The 18,474-nt window shown below is 61.4% G+C and carries 18 protein-coding genes; 13 read left to right on the top strand and 5 right to left on the bottom strand.

Translation table 11 applies throughout. The features are described from left to right. Positions 1 to 16: 16 nt before the first annotated feature. The 10 genes from KGA85_RS22640 (at position 17) to KGA85_RS22595 (ending at position 9,339) form a co-directional block, all read left to right on the top strand. The gene (locus KGA85_RS22640; RefSeq protein ID WP_223459103.1) at positions 17 to 1,117 is read left to right on the top strand and encodes a hypothetical protein; all 1,101 of its coding nucleotides are present in this window, start codon (positions 17 to 19) and stop codon (positions 1,115 to 1,117) included. Positions 1,118 to 1,159: 42 nt separating this feature from the next. Next, a complete protein-coding gene (locus tag KGA85_RS22635; protein ID WP_223459102.1) occupies positions 1,160 to 2,440 on the top strand; it encodes an acetyl-CoA carboxylase biotin carboxylase subunit family protein in 1,281 nt (426 codons plus the stop codon). A 48-nt stretch (positions 2,441 to 2,488) separates the two neighbouring features. Beyond that, entirely contained in the window at positions 2,489 to 2,983 is a 495-nt protein-coding gene (locus KGA85_RS22630) for a RidA family protein (RefSeq protein WP_150727357.1), read from the top strand. Positions 2,984 to 3,066: 83 nt separating this feature from the next. Beyond that, positions 3,067 to 3,552 (top strand): cupin domain-containing protein, encoded by a 486-nt coding sequence (locus KGA85_RS22625; protein ID WP_223459099.1) that lies wholly within the window; start codon positions 3,067 to 3,069, stop codon positions 3,550 to 3,552. 243 nt (positions 3,553 to 3,795) lie between these two features. Next, positions 3,796 to 4,440 carry a glutathione transferase gene (gene yfcF / locus KGA85_RS22620; protein WP_223459097.1) on the top strand — a complete coding sequence of 215 codons (645 nt, stop codon included), beginning with the start codon at positions 3,796 to 3,798 and terminating at the stop codon, positions 4,438 to 4,440. Between the two features lie 32 nt (positions 4,441 to 4,472). Then, complete coding sequence (locus KGA85_RS22615; protein WP_223459095.1) at positions 4,473 to 5,813, top strand: KamA family radical SAM protein; 1,341 nt, start codon at positions 4,473 to 4,475, stop codon at positions 5,811 to 5,813. 31 nt (positions 5,814 to 5,844) lie between these two features. Continuing rightward, positions 5,845 to 6,717, top strand: coding sequence for a branched-chain amino acid aminotransferase (locus KGA85_RS22610; RefSeq protein WP_223459094.1), 873 nt, complete (start codon positions 5,845 to 5,847; stop codon positions 6,715 to 6,717). Between the two features lie 21 nt (positions 6,718 to 6,738). Next, positions 6,739 to 7,497: a TauD/TfdA family dioxygenase gene (locus KGA85_RS22605; RefSeq protein ID WP_223459092.1), complete on the top strand. Its 759-nt coding sequence runs from the start codon at positions 6,739 to 6,741 to the stop codon at positions 7,495 to 7,497. A gap of 67 nt (positions 7,498 to 7,564) precedes the next feature. Continuing rightward, positions 7,565 to 8,524, top strand: a complete 960-nt coding sequence (locus KGA85_RS22600; RefSeq protein ID WP_223543388.1) for a diiron oxygenase — start codon at positions 7,565 to 7,567, stop codon at positions 8,522 to 8,524. Between the two features lie 14 nt (positions 8,525 to 8,538). Then, the gene (locus KGA85_RS22595; protein ID WP_223543387.1) at positions 8,539 to 9,339 is read left to right on the top strand and encodes an N-acyl homoserine lactonase family protein; all 801 of its coding nucleotides are present in this window, start codon (positions 8,539 to 8,541) and stop codon (positions 9,337 to 9,339) included. Between the two features lie 24 nt (positions 9,340 to 9,363). Here KGA85_RS22595 and KGA85_RS22590 read toward each other — a convergent pair whose 3' ends face one another. From KGA85_RS22590 to KGA85_RS22575, 4 genes are all read right to left on the bottom strand, one after another. Further along, positions 9,364 to 10,794, bottom strand: a complete 1,431-nt coding sequence (locus KGA85_RS22590; RefSeq protein WP_223459087.1) for a PLP-dependent aminotransferase family protein — start codon at positions 10,792 to 10,794, stop codon at positions 9,364 to 9,366. Positions 10,795 to 11,161: 367 nt separating this feature from the next. Continuing rightward, on the bottom strand, positions 11,162 to 11,866 hold the full coding sequence (locus KGA85_RS22585) for a hypothetical protein (RefSeq protein ID WP_223459086.1): 705 nt from the start codon (positions 11,864 to 11,866) through the stop codon (positions 11,162 to 11,164). Between the two features lie 184 nt (positions 11,867 to 12,050). Further along, positions 12,051 to 13,571: a sensor histidine kinase gene (locus KGA85_RS22580; protein ID WP_223543386.1), complete on the bottom strand. Its 1,521-nt coding sequence runs from the start codon at positions 13,569 to 13,571 to the stop codon at positions 12,051 to 12,053. Then, the gene (locus KGA85_RS22575; protein ID WP_008000098.1) at positions 13,568 to 14,287 is read right to left on the bottom strand and encodes a response regulator transcription factor; all 720 of its coding nucleotides are present in this window, start codon (positions 14,285 to 14,287) and stop codon (positions 13,568 to 13,570) included. The genes KGA85_RS22580 and KGA85_RS22575 overlap by 4 nt, the downstream gene beginning before the upstream one ends. Positions 14,288 to 14,438: 151 nt before the next feature. On the opposite strand from KGA85_RS22575, the gene msrB reads away from it, so the two are divergent. The 3 genes from msrB to msrA are packed head-to-tail and all read left to right on the top strand — an operon-like array spanning position 14,439 to position 17,503. Beyond that, positions 14,439 to 14,957, top strand: a complete 519-nt coding sequence (msrB, locus tag KGA85_RS22570) for a peptide-methionine (R)-S-oxide reductase MsrB (RefSeq protein WP_223459081.1) — start codon at positions 14,439 to 14,441, stop codon at positions 14,955 to 14,957. Between the two features lie 33 nt (positions 14,958 to 14,990). After that, positions 14,991 to 16,766, top strand: coding sequence for a cytochrome c biogenesis protein DipZ (locus KGA85_RS22565; RefSeq protein ID WP_223543385.1), 1,776 nt, complete (start codon positions 14,991 to 14,993; stop codon positions 16,764 to 16,766). Between the two features lie 29 nt (positions 16,767 to 16,795). Continuing rightward, on the top strand, positions 16,796 to 17,503 hold the full coding sequence (msrA, locus tag KGA85_RS22560; protein WP_223532656.1) for a peptide-methionine (S)-S-oxide reductase MsrA: 708 nt from the start codon (positions 16,796 to 16,798) through the stop codon (positions 17,501 to 17,503). 9 nt (positions 17,504 to 17,512) lie between these two features. Here the strand turns inward: msrA and KGA85_RS22555 are convergent, their stop codons facing one another. Then, positions 17,513 to 18,430 (bottom strand): LysR family transcriptional regulator, encoded by a 918-nt coding sequence (locus tag KGA85_RS22555; RefSeq protein ID WP_223543384.1) that lies wholly within the window; start codon positions 18,428 to 18,430, stop codon positions 17,513 to 17,515. Between the last annotated feature and the right edge of the window lie 44 nt (positions 18,431 to 18,474).

The raw sequence follows: 18,474 nt of genomic DNA, 5'->3' as shown, positions 1-18,474 counted from the left end.
GTTCCTGAGGTGTTGCATGGGTGTCGAAACAACGGTCGCGGTAGCCAAACCGGTCATTAACCTGCGGTTATTCACGATCCGGATCATCACCGCTGTCTCGCTGTTTGCGGTGCTGGGCAAGGCCAACGTCTGGCTCGACACGGCCACCAACAGCATCCTGGCCCTTGGATATCGCGCCTTGTTGCTGCTGTTGCCCCTGACTTTACTGGTGCTTGGCCGCCGTTCCCTGAGCGTCACCCTGCTGTGTGCCGGGCTCGGCCTGGTGCTGCTCGCGCTGACCAGCCATCAAGGCATGGTGATGTTTGCTGCCGCGTTGTTTGCCTACGGCATTGCCATCGCCGGTTACCTGATCAAGAGCGAAGCGGCCCAGACCAAGGAAGGCGCGGCTTACAACCGCGTGGCCATGAACATGGGCAGCCTGGTGGCCGGTTTGATCCTGTTGTCGCCGCTTCTCACGCCTACGATGTTTTTCCTCGGTGCGGCGGCGTTCGTGTTGCTGTGCCTGCCGATCGCCCTCGGCGCAACCTTCACCACCGAACCGGTGCTGGCCCGCCCGGCCAGTCAGGCCGGCAGCAACTGGGGCAACAAACTGCCCTGGGTGATCGCCGGCATCATCATGGGCATCAAGCTGTTCGGGGTGTTCTCGATCCTGCCACAGGCGATTCTGCTCAAGACCGGCGAGCTGCCGGCTTGGTACGGCTTGATGCTGATCCTCAACAGCGCCGTGGTGGTGTTCGCCCAGGTGCCGGTGATGAAGCTGATCGAGCGCACCGGGCGCTTCAAGGTCGTGGCGGTGATCGGGATCATCGTCGGCGGCTTTGCCGTTCTGTCTTCGCCCGCCGCGTTCCACGTCGAAACCCTCGCCGGGGCGCTGGTCTGGGTGGCGCTGCTGTCCATTGCCGAGTGCGCCTTCAGCTACCTCGACTACTTCTCGGTCAAGCAAAACAACATGTTCGTCAAGGAAGTGTCCCTGGGGGTGGGGGCCGGGCTGACCGTGTTGATCATGCGGGTGGTGCCGGCGCCGTACAACGCGCTGGTGCTGGCCGCCATCGGTGCCGCAGGGATCCTGGCCTGGTATTGGCTCAACCGTAAATCCAATGCGTCGTTGCATGACTGAGTCATCGCCGTTGCGGTTTTCACTTTGCAGGTCGGGGGCATTATGAATACGACTTCATGCGTAGTAGTGGTCGGTTACAACGGCAATCGGGTTCACGACATCCAGAAACTGCGCGAGCTGTGCAAGTCGCTCTACAACGCCAGGCTCATCCTGCTGGTCGAGAAAATTCAGCCCCATGACGACCAAGTGGCCGATCACGTCTGCAGCACTTCGCTGGCCGAGAAAGACGTGGCGGCGTCCCTTGAACTGGTGGTGGGGTGCCTGAATGCCGATAGCTGGAAGCTGATCGGCGTACTGCCGTTCTCCGATCGCGGCGTGCTGCTCGGTGCAGCGCTGGCCACTCACTTCGACCTGCCGGGCATTACCCCAGGCGAAGCGCGGGCGGGTCTGGACAAGCAGATCTTCCGTCGGCTCGAAGCGGCGGCCAGCACCTCCCCCGGAGAATACCGACCGGTGTTTTCCGCGCGGGTCGAAAGCCTGTCGGAACTGCGCCAGCGTGTCGTCGAACTGGGCGGAAAAGCCTTCATCAAGCCGGCCTGCGAAGGCGCGAGCCGGGGCTGTCGCGTCATCCATCACCCTTCGGAATGCGATGACGCCTGGCTCGCCCTGAAGCCTTACCGCGAAGGCGGCATCGTCCTTGAAGCGCTGGTGCAGAACGCCCGCGAATACAGCTGGGACTGCGTGGCCGGCAGCACCTGGGTGACTGAAAAAACCACCACCGAAGGCGCCTACCGCGCAGAGATCCAGCAAGTTGTGCCCGCACCGCTTGCGGCTGAGGTTCAGGCACGTTTGATGGCTGCCGGTCGGCATATGTCGGGTTTGGTATCCCAGGCCAATGGTGCCTGGCACAACGAAGTGTTCCTGCGCAGCGACAACCTGACCTCCGCCGTGGAAACCAACATGCGCCCCGGCGGCATGCACATCTGGGACCTGGCCAAACGCGCCTTCGTCAATTTCGACCCATGGGAACGTTGGGTGCGCTGGGCGGTGGAAGGGCAGACCGAACAGCATGAGCCCGTGGCCCGCGGCTATTGCGGCATTCGACTGCTCAGGGCGCCGGCCGGCGGAATCCTGCGCGCGACGCCCGACATCAAGGCCTTGGCCCGCGCCCTGCGTATCGAGCTGGTGGAGGGCCAGTACGCCAAGCGTATCGGCGACTCCGTCAGCGCGTTAGTGAAAGACAACTTCTCATTCATCGGCCACATCGTGTTGTTCAACGAACACTACGGGCAACTGAGCAACGACCTGTTGCGTCTGGCCGAGGCGATTGAGTCACGCATTGAGGTGACTTGCCTGGCACCGGCGACCCGCGCCGTGTGTTGAGCCTGCAAGCACCCGTTTTTTGCATTACTGATTAAGAGGGTTCGATCAATGATCCAGCACATGACCTGCGATGAACGCTTCATCGCCCTGGCCAAAGAGTTTGGTTATGACATCTACGGCGAAAACACCGCAGGCGGGCATTACGCACCGCTGATCCGTCATCACGATGAGCTGTACATCAGCGGCCTGGTGCCGCGCATGAACGGCAAGATCCATTACCCTGGCCGCGTCGGCCTGGACCTCAGCTTGGCCGATGCGCAAGCGGCCGCCAGCATCAGCGCGATGCGTGGGCTGGCGTTGATCGTCGATGCCATTGGTTCGCTGGACAAGATCAAGTCATTGATCCGGGTAACGGTCTATGTGAAGTCCACGGCGGACTTTGTCGATTTGAGTGAAGTGGCCAACGGCGCCTCGGATGTGTTCAGCCATGTGCTGGGTGATGCCGGTAAACATACCCGCACCACGGTGGGTGTTTATCAGTTACCCAAGAATGCCGCGATAGAAGTGGACATGATCGCCGCCTTGCGCCCATCGGTTTTGTAAGTTGTTTCCCGACTTTACAGCGCTGAACCGTTAACTTAAGGTTTAGCGCTAAAGTATGGGTAATAAAAAGAAAGGACGTGCGAATGGATAACTTTCAAGGTGCGTTTTTTTCATATAAGGACTTTCGTCAGAGCCTGCACCATCGACCGCCAAGTCCCAAGGTATGGAAAGGCACTGAACTGGCGGGTATGCGTCAGACCCTTGAAGCCGGCGACGTTGATATTGTCGCGTTGGCTCACGACAAAAGCATTGAGGGCTGTGAGGTGACGCCTGGCATGGCGATCGCCATGCAATGGCTGAACCCCGGTGTGACGCTCAACGGCCATGCCCATTCCTGGTGGCATCTGTTTGTCATCCAGTGCGGCAGGGGCGTGTTGACCCTCGGCGATGCCGATGGGGTCAACGTCAGCAGCGGCGATGTACTGCTGGTGCCGGCATGGACCAGGCACGGCTTCGTCAACACCAGTAATCACGAGCCTTTGGCGATGCTGAACATGAGCAATATGCCGCAAATGGCACTGCTTTCGAACTTCGCCGACAGCCATGGCCTGATCACCACCCAACCGTAATTTCCCACCGCATCAGCCCAGGGAGCCCACTTTCGTGGGCTCCCTTTTTTTTGTTTTTCAGACCTGCTCCGTATCGCCTTTTGCAGCGTTATTGCCGGGGTTTTGGCTGCGTATCTGTCGGTGTAAATCAACTTTCTGTATCGATTGAAACGGACAAATTCTGTATCTATTCAGCCTTCATTCAACTAACTACGATCACTTCCAATGCACGTCAATTCCTGCAGTTGGTCAATGGAGTGTTCTATGGAAAACAGGAAGCTAAAATTGTATGTCGGTGCCGATCATGTCAGCGCTTTTGCGATGTCGGCTTTTGTGGCACTCAAGGAAAAGCAACTTTCATTTGAACTTGTTACGGTTGATCTAAAAGCACGCGAAAACTATCTGGCGAGTTATCGCGATCTTTCGCTGACCTGCAAGATTCCAACGTTAGTTCACGACGATTTTGCCTTGTCGGAATCATCGGCGATTGCCGAATACCTCGATGAGCTCTCTCCCGGGCATAAAAAACTATATCCGCAGGACATCCAGCTGCGCGCCCGTGCTCGCCAATTGCAGGCCTGGTTGCGCAGTGACTTGCTGGTGGTACGCAAGGAGCGCCCGTTTGACCTGGTGTATTTCGGCAAGAAAAACACTGCGCTGTCCGACGAGGCCCAAGCTGCCGTCGAACGCTTGTTCTTCGTCGCCGACCATTTGCTGGAAGAGGGCGCCGAGCATCTGTTCGGTGACTGGAGCATTGCCGACACCGACCTTGCAATCATGCTCAACCGACTGGTTGCCAACGGCGATCCGGTACCGGCGCGGCTCGCGGCGTATGTGCGTCGCCAGTGGGATCGCGACAGCGTCCGGGCGTGGATGGACATAGAGCGCAAAGCGCCGGCCATCGCGTAACAACACTCAGGGCAATCACCAGGAGCGCGGCCATGCAAGGACTGTCGGAGCACGAACGCTACAAACCCTATAACTCACGCACCATCCGCGACACACCTTACTGGCACAAGCTGACGCCGGCGTTGCAGGAGGCCATGACCGTGGTGGCGCGGGTCATGCCGTTTCGCACCAACGAATACGTGCTGGGCACGCTGATCGACTGGAACAACATTCCGGACGATCCTGTTTTCCGTATGACCTTTCCCCACAAGGACATGTTGCTGGCGGAGGAATATGCCTCGCTCAAGCAATTGATCGAGCTGGATGACAGCGCAGCGATCAAGCGTCGGATCGAGGCGATCTGGCGGCGCATGAACCCGCATCCGGCCGGGCAGTTGACCCACAACGGTGTCACCCTCAACGGCAAAATCCTGCCGGGCATCCAGCACAAGTACCGCGAGACCGTGCTGTTTTTCCCCGGTGCCGGTCAGACCTGTCACGCGTACTGCACCTTCTGTTTCCGCTGGGCGCAGTTCATCGGCGAGGAAGAACTCAAGTTCAACGCCCGCGAGTCCCAGGAACTGGTCAGTTACCTGAGGGTGCACAGCGAAGTCACCGACGTGCTGATTACCGGCGGCGACCCGATGATCATGAACACCCGCTCCCTGGCCGGTTACATCGAGCCGCTGCTGGCGTTGCCACACCTGAAGAACATCCGTATCGGCACCAAGTCCGTGGCGTACTGGCCGCAGCGTTTTGTCAGCGACAAGGATGCGCCCGAGTTGCTGGAGCTGTTCCAGCGCATCGTTGCGGCGGGGAAAAACCTGTCGATCATGGGCCACTACAACCACCCGGTGGAGATCCGTCAGGCCATAGCCCGCCGGGCCGTCGAGCGCATTCGCTCGACGGGCGCGACGGTGCGCATGCAGGCGCCGCTGATCCGCCATATCAACGAAAACCCCGCCGATTGGGCCGCGCTGTGGACCGAAGGGGTACGGCTCGGGGCCGTGCCTTATTACATGTTCGTCGAGCGCGATACCGGCCCCAGCCATTACTTCGCGATGCCGCTGGCCCGGGCCTTCGAGATCTTCCAGGCGGCGTACCGCACGGTGTCGGGGCTTGCGCGCACGGTGCGCGGGCCGTCCATGAGCACCTTCTACGGCAAGGTGTTGATCAACGGCATCGAGACTGTCGCCGGGGAAAAAGTCTTCGTCTTGCAGTTCCTTCAGGCACGCAATCCGCAATGGGTGTTGCGCACGTTCTACGCGCGCTTCGATCCGCAAGTGACCTGGTTCGATGACCTGCAACCGGCCTTCGGCGAGCGGGCGTTCTTCTTTCAGACCGAGCTCACCGCCGTGCCGGAATTGATACCCGTGTTGCTGGAAACGGCGTAGGAAAAATCATGAACAATGGGGAGATATGGATATGAGCAGTATCCCGTTTGATCAGCGCGAGGGCGTTATCTGGCTCGACGGCGAGTTCGTCGAGTGGTCCCGGGCACAGTTGCATGTGCTGACCCATGGCCTGCATTACGCGAGCACCGTGTATGAAGGCGAGCGGGTTTACAACGGCAGAATCTTCAAGCTGCGCGAACACAGCGAGCGCTTGTATCGCTCGGCGCAACTGATGGACTTTGCCATCCCCTATGCGCTGGCTGAACTGGAGGCGGCCAGCCACGAACTGCTGCAACGCAACAAGGTCGTCGATGGCTACCTGCGCCCGGTGGCCTGGCGCGGCAGCGAGATGATTTCCACCTCGGCGCGTTTCAATCGTGTGCATGTGGCCATCGCGTGCTGGCAGTGGCCGAGCTATTTCGACCCGGCGGCGCGCATGGCCGGCATCCGCTTGAAAACCGCGAGCTGGCGCCGCCCGCCACCGAGCAGCAGCCCGTTCGAAGCCAAGGCCTCCGGGCATTACCAGATCGCCACACTGAGCAAGCACGACGCCGAGAACACGGGTTACCACGATGCGCTGATGCTCGACTGGCGCGGCCACGTCGCCGAAGCCACCAGTGCCAATGTGTTCTTCGTCAAAGGCCGGACGCTGCACACCCCGGCAGCGGATTGCTTCCTCAACGGCATCACCCGCCAGACGGTGATCGAACTGGCCAAGGCGCTGGACTACCAGGTGGTCGAACGCACGATTTTGCCTACGGAGCTTGGCGACTTCGACGAGTGTTTTCTCACCGGCACCGCCGCCGAAATCACCCCGGTGCAGAGCATCGATGAACAGCACTACCGACCGGGCGACGCCTGCCACGACTTCATCGCCGCTTACACCTCAACCGTAAACGCCTGATCACCCGCCAGGAATCTCACCATGTCAGACCAAGGGATTGTTGCGTCTCAACCTTGCATTTCACTCGGCCATCGTCACGAAGAACTGTCGACGTTGGGCTGGACGGTGCTGACCCCAGACGAATTTGCCGATGATGTCGTAGGCACCTTGCGCGAATTCGGCCCGATCATTCCGCAGTTCAACGGCCAGATGGCCTTTCCCATTACCCGCAAGCCGGGTTACGAAGACTTGCCGTATTCCCAGAGCATGAACGGCATCGGCCCGCACACTGAAGCGCCGGTCTATGGGCCGCCGCCACGTTATCTGGCGTTGCATTGCCATAAACAGGCCACGTGCGGTGGCGGGCACACCGGGTTGGTGGACGGCTACGAGTTTCTCAAGTCCCTGGAACACAGCGAGCCGCAACTGCGTGAGTGGCTGGATGACACGCCGGTAGAATTTATCGCCACCGCCAAACCGGGCGAACCGGGACAGCGGCGGGTCAAGGAGTACATCCTCACGCCTACGGAAGACGGGGATATTTTCCGCTTCAGCTACAACCAGTTTCACTACGGCGACGTGAATCCGTCCAAGGAAGCGTTGCAGCAATCGCTGGTTGCCAACAGCACCTCGCCACTGGCCAGGTTTGCCGTGCTCGGCGAAGCGTACTTCGTCGAGCACAACGTTCCGGTGCTGATTCCCGACGGATGCCTGCTGATTTGGGACAACTGGCGAATGATCCACGCCCGCAGTCGTTACACTGACCCGGCGCGCAACCTGACCCGCTATTGGCTGGCCTGATTTTTCCGGCGCCCTTCATTCTTTTGGCGTACCCCTTGGCGGGTACGCGCCTTACAGGTATCGCGTCATGCAAACAGCAATCGAGATCGCCCAGGTCGATCATCAACTGATCGTGCGGCTCAACCAGGCCTGGACCAAGCGCGCCACGGTGTGTTCGCCGGACAGGGCCCAGGTCAACGAAGCATTCGACCCGGCGCGCCCGGATTACCCGGAGTGCATGGTGCCGTTCTTTCACCATCCGAAATTCCAGGCCTTGAGCGACGAGCTCAAGAGCAGCGTGGTGACCTGGGGGTGGATCGGCTACAACCTGCGCACCGTCACTGCCGAGGAACATGTGGTCAATCCGGCGCTGAGCGTCATCGCCAATCAGTACCTGGGCAAGGATGACTGGCATTTTCGCGAGGCCATGCAACAGACCCTGATCGACGAGCACTACCACACGCTGATGCACCTGCGCGCCATCGAGCGGACCAAACTCGACCGGGCGCTGGATCAGGATCTGGACTTGCCGCCGTCCGTCACTTACCTGCGCCTCAAAGCCCAGCGTGAAGCACTGCCCGAGCAATGGCAGCGGGATCTGGCGGCGATCACCTTTGCGGTGGTGGCCGAAATCAGCGTCAACGCCTATCTGGACCTGCTGGCGGACGACCAGACCATCCAGCCGCAGAACTGCCGGGTGGCCGAGCTGCACAACCGCGACGAATACGCCCACAGCAAGGTGCTGGCCGAAGTGGCCAAGGTCATGTACGCGAACATGCAGCCCATCCAGCGGGAATTTTTCGCACGCAACCTGTCGGTGGCGCTGAGTGCTTTTATCGCCCAGGACTACTCGATGTGGGAGGCGATTCTGACGCAGCTCGGGGTCGAGGATGCGGCGCTGATCATTGCCGATACCCGCGAGAGCAACAAGAACGCGACCATCATGCGCGACTACAGCGGCCTGCATAAGCTGGCTCAGGACCTGGGCATCAGCGACCAGATCGATTTCGATTTCCGCCCGACCCTCAAAACCACGGCGGTCGCCTGAACCCGGAGGTGTCCATGTCTGCTCCTGTGTACGAAGTCTTCGCTATTCGTGTCGGCGCAAACGCCCAGCGAACCGCCAGGGAGAACTTTCTCTACGACGCCTGCTGCGGTGATCCGAATGCGCCGATGCCGCTGGACTACTACTTCTGGGTCATCCGCAACGAGCAGCAGGTGGTCGTGGTCGACACCTGTTTCCAGCCGTCCACGGCGGACCGGCGCAATCGCCAGATGTATCGCCTGCCGGAAGAATCCCTGCGGCAACTGGACATCAATCCGGCCCGGGTCGAGCACCTGGTCCTAACCCATTTGCACTGGGATCATGCCGGCAACCTCGGGCTGTTCCCGAAGGCGACGGTGCATTTGCAGGAAGCGGAACTGCGTTTCTGCACCGGGCCGAAAATGGCCCATCGCACGGTGAACAAAACCTACGAGGTCGAGGACGTGATGTCGGCGCTGCCGCCGCTGTTCGAAGGGCGGATGCGTTTGCACAACGGTGTTGTCGAGGTAGTTCCCGGCGTGACCCTGCACCCGGTGGGCGGGCATACGCCGGGCAGCCAGGTGGTGCGGGTCAATACCGAGCGCGGCTGGATTGTGCTGGCCTCGGACGCCGCGCATTTGTGGGTCAACATTCGTCAGCGCAGTCCGTTTCCGATTCTCGATGACCTGGCGCAAACTCTCGAAGCCTTCACCGAGATCGACCGCCTGGCCGATGGCGAAGACCACGTCATCCCCGGCCACGACCCGCTGATCGCCGAGCGTTTCCCGCACTGGAATGACGACCCGCATATCATTTGCCTGCACCAGAATCCGCTCTGAAAATCACCCCCACAGGGGGTAGTGTTAGCCCTGATTTTTCAGGATGCGCCCCAACGTCTGCAGTGCTTCATCAATCCGCGGCGAATACGGCGCGCCACAGCCAATGCGCACAAAGTGATCGAAGCGATTGGCATTGGAAAAGATATCCCCAGGCGAAATCTGGATACCGACGTTCAACGCATCATGAAAAAACGCGATGGACGAATGCCGGCGAGGCAGTTCAACCCATAACAACGTGCCGCCCTGGGGGTTGGTCACGCGGGTGCCGAGGGGGAAGTAGCGAATAATCGCCTCGCTCATCTGTTGACGTTGTTGGGTCAGGGTTTTCCTCAACCGCCGTAGGTAGCGCTCGTAGGAGGGTGTACGCATGAATTCGCTGGCCGCCATTTGCGATAACGCCTCGCACCCGCGCGACTGCGCATGTTTGAGCATCTCCACGCGGTCGTGCCATTTGCCGGCGCTGATCCAGCCCAGGCGCATTCCCGGTGCCAGGGTTTTGTTCAACGAAGCGCAATAGATCACGTTGTCGGTGCTATCCCAATGTTTGAGCGTGGACAGCGGCTGCTCGGTGTCCACCAGGTCGCCGTAGGTGTCGTCCTCGATCAGCACGGTGTTGTGCTCGGCGCACAGTTTCACCAGCCGGGCCTTGTTGGCGTCGGGCATGATGCTGCCCAGCGGGTTTTGCAGGTTGGGAATGACGATCAATGCCTTGACCCGTTCGGGGCCTTGCAGCAGCCGTTGCAGGGCCTGCAGATTGAGCCCGGTGTGGGCCGAGGCCGGGACTTCCAGCGCGCGCAGGTTCAGGCTTTCGAGAGTTTGCAGCAGACCGTAGAAGGTCGGCGACTCCACGGCCACGGTGTCGCCGGGGCGGGTGACCGCACGCAAGGCCAGGTTGATCGCTTCGGTGGCGCCGTTGGTGATCACGATCCGCTCGGGGGCCAGGTGGGTCTTGCTGGCCAGTGCCCGCCGGGCCAGGATGTTGCGCAATGCGCTGTTGCCGCAGGCGCCGCCCGCGGTGCCGAACAGGCGGGCGTCGTAACGCAGGGCCTTGATCATGTTGTCTTGCAAGGTCTTGAGCGGATAAAGCTCAGGCGCGCAGTAGGCGCTGGCAAAATTGACCTTGATCGTCGCGCGCTGACTGGCCTTGAGCACCGCGCAGACCTGTTCATGAATGCCGACATACGCGCGGGTGTCCGGCGCTGGTGCCAGGGCAATCGGGGCGGGCCTGGGCAGGGTGTCGGGCTGGCGAATGTAGTTGCCGGAACGCGGCCGGGCTTCCAGCACACCGTAGTCTTCCAGTTCCCGGCACACCTGCACGGCGGTCGACAGGCTGACGGCGTGTTTTTCCATCATCAACCGGATCGAGGGCAGGCGTTCACCGGTTTTCAGGGTGCCGCTGCGGATAGCGTCCAGGTAGTGGTTGGCCAACTGGCGATACAAGGGGGTCGTGTTCATGATGACCTCGGCAGTTGCACCACTGAGGTCTGGGCTGGAAAGTGAGTTGACGCTCCCCGCAGGCGGACCCGTGGTGCTCATGGGTGAAGGGAAGTGGTGTTCTGCGTCGATACTGGAAGAGTAATCGCGGTTTTGCCCGAATCACGGGCAATAAAAAGCCCCGCTCAGATGGCGGGGCTTTGGGTGTTACATTCTTAAAGGTATTACGTGACGGATCTGTGGCGAGCGAGCTTGCTCGCGCTGGGCTGCGTAGCGGCCCTAAAAACCTGACAGCAATTGCCGATTTTTTTTGAGTGCTGCGCACTCAAGCGCGAGCAAGCTCGCTCGCCACAGGCAGTCTTCTCACCACAGATCAGGGTGGGGCGCCTTACTGCGCTGCGATGCTGTACCCATCGAACGCGGTCTGCTGCTGCAGGGCGGTGATGATGTTCTTGCGGTTGACCGCTTGCTCGGCGCCGCTGTTGTCCAGGAACGTCTCGCTTTCCAGTTCTGCCTCTTCGCCTTCACCAACGAAGGTGAAACCGAGGAATTCCAGGGCTTCACGGTCGACGTTCAGGCGCGAGCGCGGGGTGCGCAACGGCAAGGTGACGCTCATGCCGTCCTTGCTGATGGTGAACACTTCGACTTCTTTCTTGGCCTTGGCGGCTTTGCTCTTGCCGCTGCCCGGGTTGCTGATGGCCTGGTGGGTCTGGTTCAGCACTTTCAGGGCCAGGCCGTAGACGATTTCCTGGAACGCCGGGTCGTCCTTGAAGCTGGACAGGATGCGGCTGATCGGGAATTTGCTGCTCAGGTCTTCGAGGGCGGCGATGTCGGCGGCCTCGACGTCCTTGAGCTGCTTGAGCTGGCCCATCAGTTCGTAGGCTTTGTCATCGTCGAAGCTGTCGTGGGCCTGACGGATGGCGGCACGCAGTTCGCGGATCTGGTCGCTTTCGCGGGTGGACTGGAAAGCGTCCAGCACCATCTCGCTGATGGTCTTGGCCTGGGGCACGTGTTGTGAAAGATTGATGGAGTTTTCGTATTCCGCTTTGGACGACAAGGTGACTACGGTTTCAGCGGTATTGGAATCGGACATTGAAATTTCACTACTTCTATAACTTGAATTGGGGCGAGAAAGCCCGGGGGCTTTTTCAGGTCGCCTAATCTATTGGACCGGGGCGGCGTTGTCACGGATCAACGGGCGGCTGGTCATTTTTTTGCTCCCCTGTAGGAGCAGCCGGTCGACGCTCGAATGCTCGCGATGCAGGCGCCTCGGACTGTTAGGCCTGTCTGGGTGTATTGAGGTTCATCGACCGCACCGCCAACGCAGTCGCCGTTTCCTCATCGATCGGCAAAGAAAACCGAAACGTCGCCCCCCGCCCCGGCACATCGATCAACTGTATCTCGCGCCCATGCAATTGCAGGATGCGATGCACAATCCGCAGCCCCAACCCGCCATCACGCCGTGCGCCGCCGATATTGAACGGACGCAGGAACAACCCTTCGCGCAGTTCCGGGGCGATGCCGGGGCCGGTATCGCTGACGGTGACTTCGATAAACGATCCTTGCGGGCGCAGGCCCAGTTCGACCTCGCCACCGGCCGGGGTATGGCGCAGGGCGTTGTCGAACAGGTTGGTCAGCACCCGTTCAATCAATCCGAGGTCCGCACAGGCCGCCGAGGCATTAGGCGCGAAGGTGGCCTTGAGTTTGACTTTGCGCGCCTCGGCGGTGAGCTCGAATTTCTGGAAGATGTCCTGAGCCAGGTCGGTCAGGGAAAAGCGTTCCAGCACCGGCTGCACGAAGCCGTGCTCCAGCCGCACCAGTTCCAGCAGCGACTGCGCTAGACCACCGACCTTGCGGCTCTGGTCCAGCGCGATGCCCAGATAGCGACGGCGGTCGGCAGGGGACAGCGTAGCGTCCTTGAGCGACAGGGTTTCCAGATAACCGTGCAACGAGGCCAGCGGCGTGCGCAAGTCGTGGGAGATGTTCGCCACCAGTTCGCGGCGCTCCTGGTCCTGGCGGGTCAAAGAGCGCCATTGCTCGCCCAGGCGGGTCTGCATCTGCCGGAACGCGGCATCGAGCACGGCGATTTCATCGTGACTGGCGGCTTTTTCCACCGCGACGGGCAGGGCCGGGGTGACTGGAGCGCCATCGATGTCGAACTGGCTGACGGTTTCAGTCAGGCGGCGCAACGGCCGGGTAATCAGGGCAAACGCCGTGAGACCGGCGATCAGGCACAGCAGCGCCACCAGGCCGATGGACAGCAGCGCTGTGTTGAGTGCCGCGCTGGTCGCACCGCGCTCGGCCAGGCGGTCGTGATCCTCACCGAGCAGCACCACGTAGAGATAACCGGCCGGCTTGCCGTCGACCTTCAGCGGCGCAGCGCTGAACACCTTGCGTGCATCGACGCTGCGCGGGTCGTCGCCGAGAATCGGCAGGGCATCGCCCCGCAACAGGCGCTGGATTGGCGCCAAGTCGATCCGCTCACGACGGATCCGGCCCTCGGGCGCGGCGCTGCCGACAATCTTGCCCTCGGTGTCGAGCAGGTACACCTCGACGCTCGGGTTGACCTGCATCAGTTTGCTGAACAGGTCACGCACGGCATTGGGCATCAGGCCTTGGGTGTCCATCAGCACCGTGTCACTGGCGATGTGCTGCGCCAGGTCCCGGGACAAGCCTTGCACCACTTCCTGCTCATGCATCTGGTTGGAGCGCACCTGCAACCACGCCGACGTGCCGCAGCACACCAGCAGCAGCACGGCGAACACCAGGGACAGGCGTTGCGTCAGGGTCAGCCTCATGGCTGCGGCTCCTCGCCTGTGGCGAACTTGTAGCCGCGGCCCCAGACCGTGAGGATGCGCACCGGTTGCGCCGGGTCCGCCTCGATCTTGGCGCGCAGGCGGTTGATGTGGGTGTTGACCGTGTGCTCGTAGCCTTCATGGCTGTAGCCCCACACGGCATTGAGCAGGTCCATGCGCGAAAACACCTTGCCGGGCTGGCGGGCGAAGAAGTACAGCAAGTCGAATTCCCGGGGCGTGAGGTCCAGGCGCCGTCCGTCGAGGGACACTTCGCGGGTGATCGGGTCGATGGCCAAGCCATCGGTGAGCAGGCTGCCGGCGTCCATCTTCAGGTTGCGCGCCATGGCATCGACCCGGCGCAGCAGCGCCTTGACCCGGGCCACCAGTTCAAGCATGGAAAAGGGCTTGGCCAGATAGTCGTCGGCACCCAGCTCCAGGCCGAGAATCCGGTGCACTTCGCTGGAGCGCGCGCTGGTGATGATGATCGGCGTGTAGCGAGCCATGGCGCGGGCGCGGCGGCAGATTTCCAGGCCGTCGACACCGGGCAGCATCAGGTCGAGGACCAGTGCGTCCCAGTTGCCTTGCTGCAGCAGGCGCATGCCTTCATCGCCATCGGCGCTGTGCACCACCTCGAACTGCTCATCGCGAAGATGCAGGCAGATCAGGTCGGCGATATGCATATCGTCCTCGACCACGAGGACGCGTTTGGTCTGTTCCATACAGCTCAATCCTTCGGCGCAATGGACGCATTGTGCGGGTTTTTCAGGGCCCGAGTTATCACGAATTGTTTAACTTCCCGTGAGGATTTGGCGATCACCCAAAGCCTAGGCTGTGTTCCATGAAACACCCCTGGATTTTTTGGAGACGAGCATGTTTTCACGACGGCAATTTCTTCTAGTGAGCGGCGGACTGGGGGTGGCAACACTGGCGATCGGCCTGTTGCCGAAGTTTTCCACAGGCACCGCATTAATCAGCGAGGCCAGCGCAGCGGAGGCATTCGAAGTGACCCACAGTGACAAAGAATGGCACGCCATCCTCAGCGATGAGCAGTACGACATCCTGCGCGAAGAGGGTACCGAACGGGCCTACAGCAGCCCGCTGAACAACGAGCACCGCGATGGCACCTTCGCCTGCGCCGGTTGCGACCTGCCGCTGTTTTCCTCAGCGACCAAATTCGACAGCCGCACCGGTTGGCCGAGTTTCTGGGCACCCCTGGACAAGGCCGTGGCCACCCGCCAGGACCGTGCGTTCGGCATGGTCCGCGAAGAGGTTCACTGCCGGCGCTGCGGTGGGCATCTGGGCCATGTCTTCGACGACGGCCCGAAACCCACCGGCCTGCGTTACTGCATGAACGGCCTGGCGATGAAATTCGTGCCGAAGACGGTGTGATTCCCCTCCACTCACTTTTTGCAGGTAATCGCCATGTGGCTGCTGGTCCTCGCTTATCTCGGTGGTGTGCTGACGATTGTCAGCCCGTGCATTCTGCCGGTGTTGCCGTTTGTCTTCGCCCGCACCGGGCAACCCTTCGTCAAAAGCGGATTGCCGCTGCTGGTGGGCATGGCGCTGACCTTCGCGCTGGTCGCCACGTTGGCGGCGGTGGGCGGTGGCTGGGTGGTGCAACTCAACCAGTACGGGCGCTGGCTGGCGCTGGTGTTCGTGGCGTTGTTCGGTCTGACGTTGTTGCTGCCGCAATTGGCTGAACGCCTGACCCGGCCACTGGTGGCGGCGGGCAGTCGTTTGTCGGAGGTGGCGGGCGCCGATTCGCGGCCGCGTCCTGGCGCTTCGTTTCTGATCGGCGTGGCCACCGGCCTGTTGTGGGCGCCCTGCGCCGGACCGATCCTCGGTTTGCTGCTGACCGGTGCGGCGCTGCAAGGCGCCAGCATTCAAACCACCTTTTTGCTGCTGGCGTATGCCGCCGGTGCTGCCACGTCCCTCGCGCTGGCCTTGTTGCTGGGCGGCAAAGTCTTCGCCGCGATGAAGCGCTCGATTGGCGCGGGTGAATGGCTGCGTCGCGGTCTGGGCGCTGCAATGCTGGCCGGTGTGGCGGCGATTGCCCTGGGGTTGGATACGGGGGTTCTGGCGCGGTTTTCCACGGCGTCGACCGGCGGAATCGAGCAAGCGTTGGTGGAGAAACTGTCCGGCAAGTTACCGCGTAACAGCGGGGCGATGATGGCGCAAAACACGACCTCCGCGGGCGCGGTGCAAGTGGCCGAGAAATCCCCGGGCACCTTGCCGGTCGAAGGCAACCTGCCGTCACTGGAGGGCGCCGTGCAATGGCTCAACTCGCCACCCCTCGATGCCCAGGCCTTGAAAGGCAAGGTCGTGCTGGTGGATTTCTGGACCTACTCCTGCATCAACTGCCTGCGTTCGCTGCCCTATGTCAAAGCCTGGGCCGAAAAATATCGCGATCAGGGCCTGGTGGTGATCGGCGTGCATGCGCCGGAGTTTGCCTTCGAGCGCGACGTCAGCAACGTCACCAAGGCCATGAAAGACCTGGGCATCAACTACCCGGTGGCCATCGACAACGAGTTCAAGATCTGGCGCGCCTTCAACAACGAGTACTGGCCGGCGCATTACTTTGCCGACGCCCAGGGACGCATTCGTTATCACCATTTCGGCGAAGGCGCGTACGCCGAGTCGGAGCGGGTCATCCAGCAATTGCTGCGCGAGGCGGGGGCGGCCAAGGTCGCCGACGGGCTGATCAGTGCCAAGGCCGACGGCGTGCAAATGGCCCCGGACAACGACGCCGTGCAGTCGCCGGAAACCTATGTCGGCTACCAGCGCGCTGAGCATTTCGTACCGGAAACCGCGCTGGTGCCGGACAAGGTCGCGGCCTACAACCCGCCGGCGCAACTGGCCCTCAACGACTGGAGCCTGGGTGGCCAATGGCATGTCGGCCCGGAGCGGGCCACTGCCAGCGCACCGGCCAGCCGCATCGTCTATCGCTTCCACGCCCGTGATTTGCATTTGGTGCTCGGCCCTGGCGCCGATGGCAAACCGGTGCGCTTCAAGGTGCTGATCGACGGCAACGCGCCGGGCAATGACCACGGCATGGACGTGGCCCCCGATGGCAGCGGCACCGTGACGGACCAACGCTTGTATCAACTGGTGCGCCAGAGCGGCGGCGTGACCGACCGGACCTTCAGCATCGAGTTTCTTGATCCGGGTGCGTCGGCTTACGCCTTCACCTTCGGCTGATTACTTCCAACGATTCAGGAGTTCGCCCCATGAAAACACTCTTTACCTGGCGCCGTACCCTGCTGGGGCTGGCGGCTGCCGGCATCATCAGCCAATGCTCGGCGTTCTCCTTCGGTGGCGCCGAAGAGGGGGTCATCCTTCCACCGCCGGCCCTCGACGAAACCACCCAGGCCCGCAGCGAAACCGCGGTGTTCGCCGGCGGCTGCTTCTGGGGTGTCCAAGGGGTGTTCCAGCATGTCAAAGGCGTGAAGAACGCCGTCTCCGGCTACGCGGGCGGGGCGGCCAATACCGCGCAATATGAGCGCGTCAGCAACGGCAATACCGGCCATGCGGAATCGGTCGAAGTGACCTTCGATCCTGCTCAGGTCAGCTACGGCACCTTGCTGCAGATCTACTTTTCGGTGGCGCACAATCCGACCGAACTCAACCGCCAGGGGCCGGACAGCGGCACCCAGTATCGCTCGGCGATCTTTACCAAAAGTGCCGAGCAGCAGCGGGTCGCACAGGCCTACATCGCCCAGCTCGACGCCGCCCATGCCTTCGACAAGCCGATCGTGACCAAGCTCGAAACCTTCAACGGTTTCTACCCGGCGGAAGAGGAGCATCAGGACTTCCTGACCGAACATCCGACCTATCCGTACATCGTGATCAACGATTTGCCAAAGGTCGCGCAGTTGAAGCAGCTGTACCCCAATCGATATCAGGAACAGCCGGTGCTGGTGAAGGCGGGGATGTAAATGCATGGCCTATTCGGCCGACGGGTGCTTGCCCCACATCTGCACGGCGAATTCGACGAAGCGCCGCAGTTTCGGCAAACGGTGGCGATCCTGGGCGTAGACCAGGTGCATCGGCCGACTGGGCGGGCAGTAATCGGGCATCAGGGCCAGCAGTTTTCCGTCCTTGAGGTCTTGCTCGACCAGGGCATCGGGCATCATCACGATGCCCATGCCGGTGCGCGCCGCTTGATGCAACCCCGCCGAACTGTTGATCAGCATCGGCCCGCCGACCCCTACGCTGACTTCGCCATCGGGACCGGCCAGGCGCCATTCCTTTTGCACCGATTGCCAGTCATCCCCGGCCGGATAGGCAAAGGACAGGCAATCGTGGTGTCGCAGGTCTTCAGGCGTTTGCGGTGTGCCCCGCCGGGCCAGGTACTCCGGTGACGCGCACATGGTCAGGGTGTAGTCGATCAGCGGGCGGGCGATCAGGTTGGAGGGCTCAAGCGCCCCGAGGCGAAACGCCACATCGAGGCCGTTTTCCAGCAGATCCGGGCGTCGGTTGGTCAGGACCACGTCGAGTTTCACCCGCGGGTTTTGCCGGCTGAACTCACTCAGTGCCGGCGCCAGGCGCTCGGTACCGAAGGTCAAGGGCGCGGTGATGCGCAAGATGCCGCTCGGTTCGTCCAGCGCCTGCTCGGCCAGTCGCTCGGAATCGGCCACCAACCCCAGCACTTCCAGGCAGCGCTGGTAATACGCGGCGCCGAACTCGGTCAGCCGCTGGCGCCGTGTCGTGCGGTTGAGCAGGCGCACACCCAGCCGTTGCTCCAGGGCCTTGAGGTGGTTGCCGACCATGGTCGTGGACATTTCACACTGCAAGGCGGCGGCGGTCATGCTGCCGGTCTCCACCACTTTGACGTAGACGGTCATTGCCTGGAACAGATCCATTATCAAGCTCTGCTTTTAAATGATTGAAGTTTTACAGTGTTTAT

The sequence above is a fragment of the Pseudomonas sp. GL-B-12 genome (genome assembly GCF_019955895.1).
GTDB lineage: Bacteria > Pseudomonadota > Gammaproteobacteria > Pseudomonadales > Pseudomonadaceae > Aquipseudomonas.
Note: the sequence above shows the minus strand (reverse complement) of the source record. Positions and strands in the feature narration are given on the sequence as shown.

Coding starts and splice junctions, on each gene's coding strand:
- KGA85_RS22640 (WP_223459103.1), top strand. CDS start 17: ATGGGTGTCGAAACAACGGTCGCGGTAGCCAAACCGGTCATTAACCTG.
- KGA85_RS22635 (WP_223459102.1), top strand. CDS start 1,160: ATGAATACGACTTCATGCGTAGTAGTGGTCGGTTACAACGGCAATCGG.
- KGA85_RS22630 (WP_150727357.1), top strand. CDS start 2,489: ATGATCCAGCACATGACCTGCGATGAACGCTTCATCGCCCTGGCCAAA.
- KGA85_RS22625 (WP_223459099.1), top strand. CDS start 3,067: ATGGATAACTTTCAAGGTGCGTTTTTTTCATATAAGGACTTTCGTCAG.
- yfcF (WP_223459097.1), top strand. CDS start 3,796: ATGGAAAACAGGAAGCTAAAATTGTATGTCGGTGCCGATCATGTCAGC.
- KGA85_RS22615 (WP_223459095.1), top strand. CDS start 4,473: ATGCAAGGACTGTCGGAGCACGAACGCTACAAACCCTATAACTCACGC.
- KGA85_RS22610 (WP_223459094.1), top strand. CDS start 5,845: ATGAGCAGTATCCCGTTTGATCAGCGCGAGGGCGTTATCTGGCTCGAC.
- KGA85_RS22605 (WP_223459092.1), top strand. CDS start 6,739: ATGTCAGACCAAGGGATTGTTGCGTCTCAACCTTGCATTTCACTCGGC.
- KGA85_RS22600 (WP_223543388.1), top strand. CDS start 7,565: ATGCAAACAGCAATCGAGATCGCCCAGGTCGATCATCAACTGATCGTG.
- KGA85_RS22595 (WP_223543387.1), top strand. CDS start 8,539: ATGTCTGCTCCTGTGTACGAAGTCTTCGCTATTCGTGTCGGCGCAAAC.
- KGA85_RS22590 (WP_223459087.1), bottom strand. CDS start 10,794: ATGAACACGACCCCCTTGTATCGCCAGTTGGCCAACCACTACCTGGAC.
- KGA85_RS22585 (WP_223459086.1), bottom strand. CDS start 11,866: ATGTCCGATTCCAATACCGCTGAAACCGTAGTCACCTTGTCGTCCAAA.
- KGA85_RS22580 (WP_223543386.1), bottom strand. CDS start 13,571: ATGAGGCTGACCCTGACGCAACGCCTGTCCCTGGTGTTCGCCGTGCTG.
- KGA85_RS22575 (WP_008000098.1), bottom strand. CDS start 14,287: ATGGAACAGACCAAACGCGTCCTCGTGGTCGAGGACGATATGCATATC.
- msrB (WP_223459081.1), top strand. CDS start 14,439: ATGTTTTCACGACGGCAATTTCTTCTAGTGAGCGGCGGACTGGGGGTG.
- KGA85_RS22565 (WP_223543385.1), top strand. CDS start 14,991: ATGTGGCTGCTGGTCCTCGCTTATCTCGGTGGTGTGCTGACGATTGTC.
- msrA (WP_223532656.1), top strand. CDS start 16,796: ATGAAAACACTCTTTACCTGGCGCCGTACCCTGCTGGGGCTGGCGGCT.
- KGA85_RS22555 (WP_223543384.1), bottom strand. CDS start 18,430: ATGGATCTGTTCCAGGCAATGACCGTCTACGTCAAAGTGGTGGAGACC.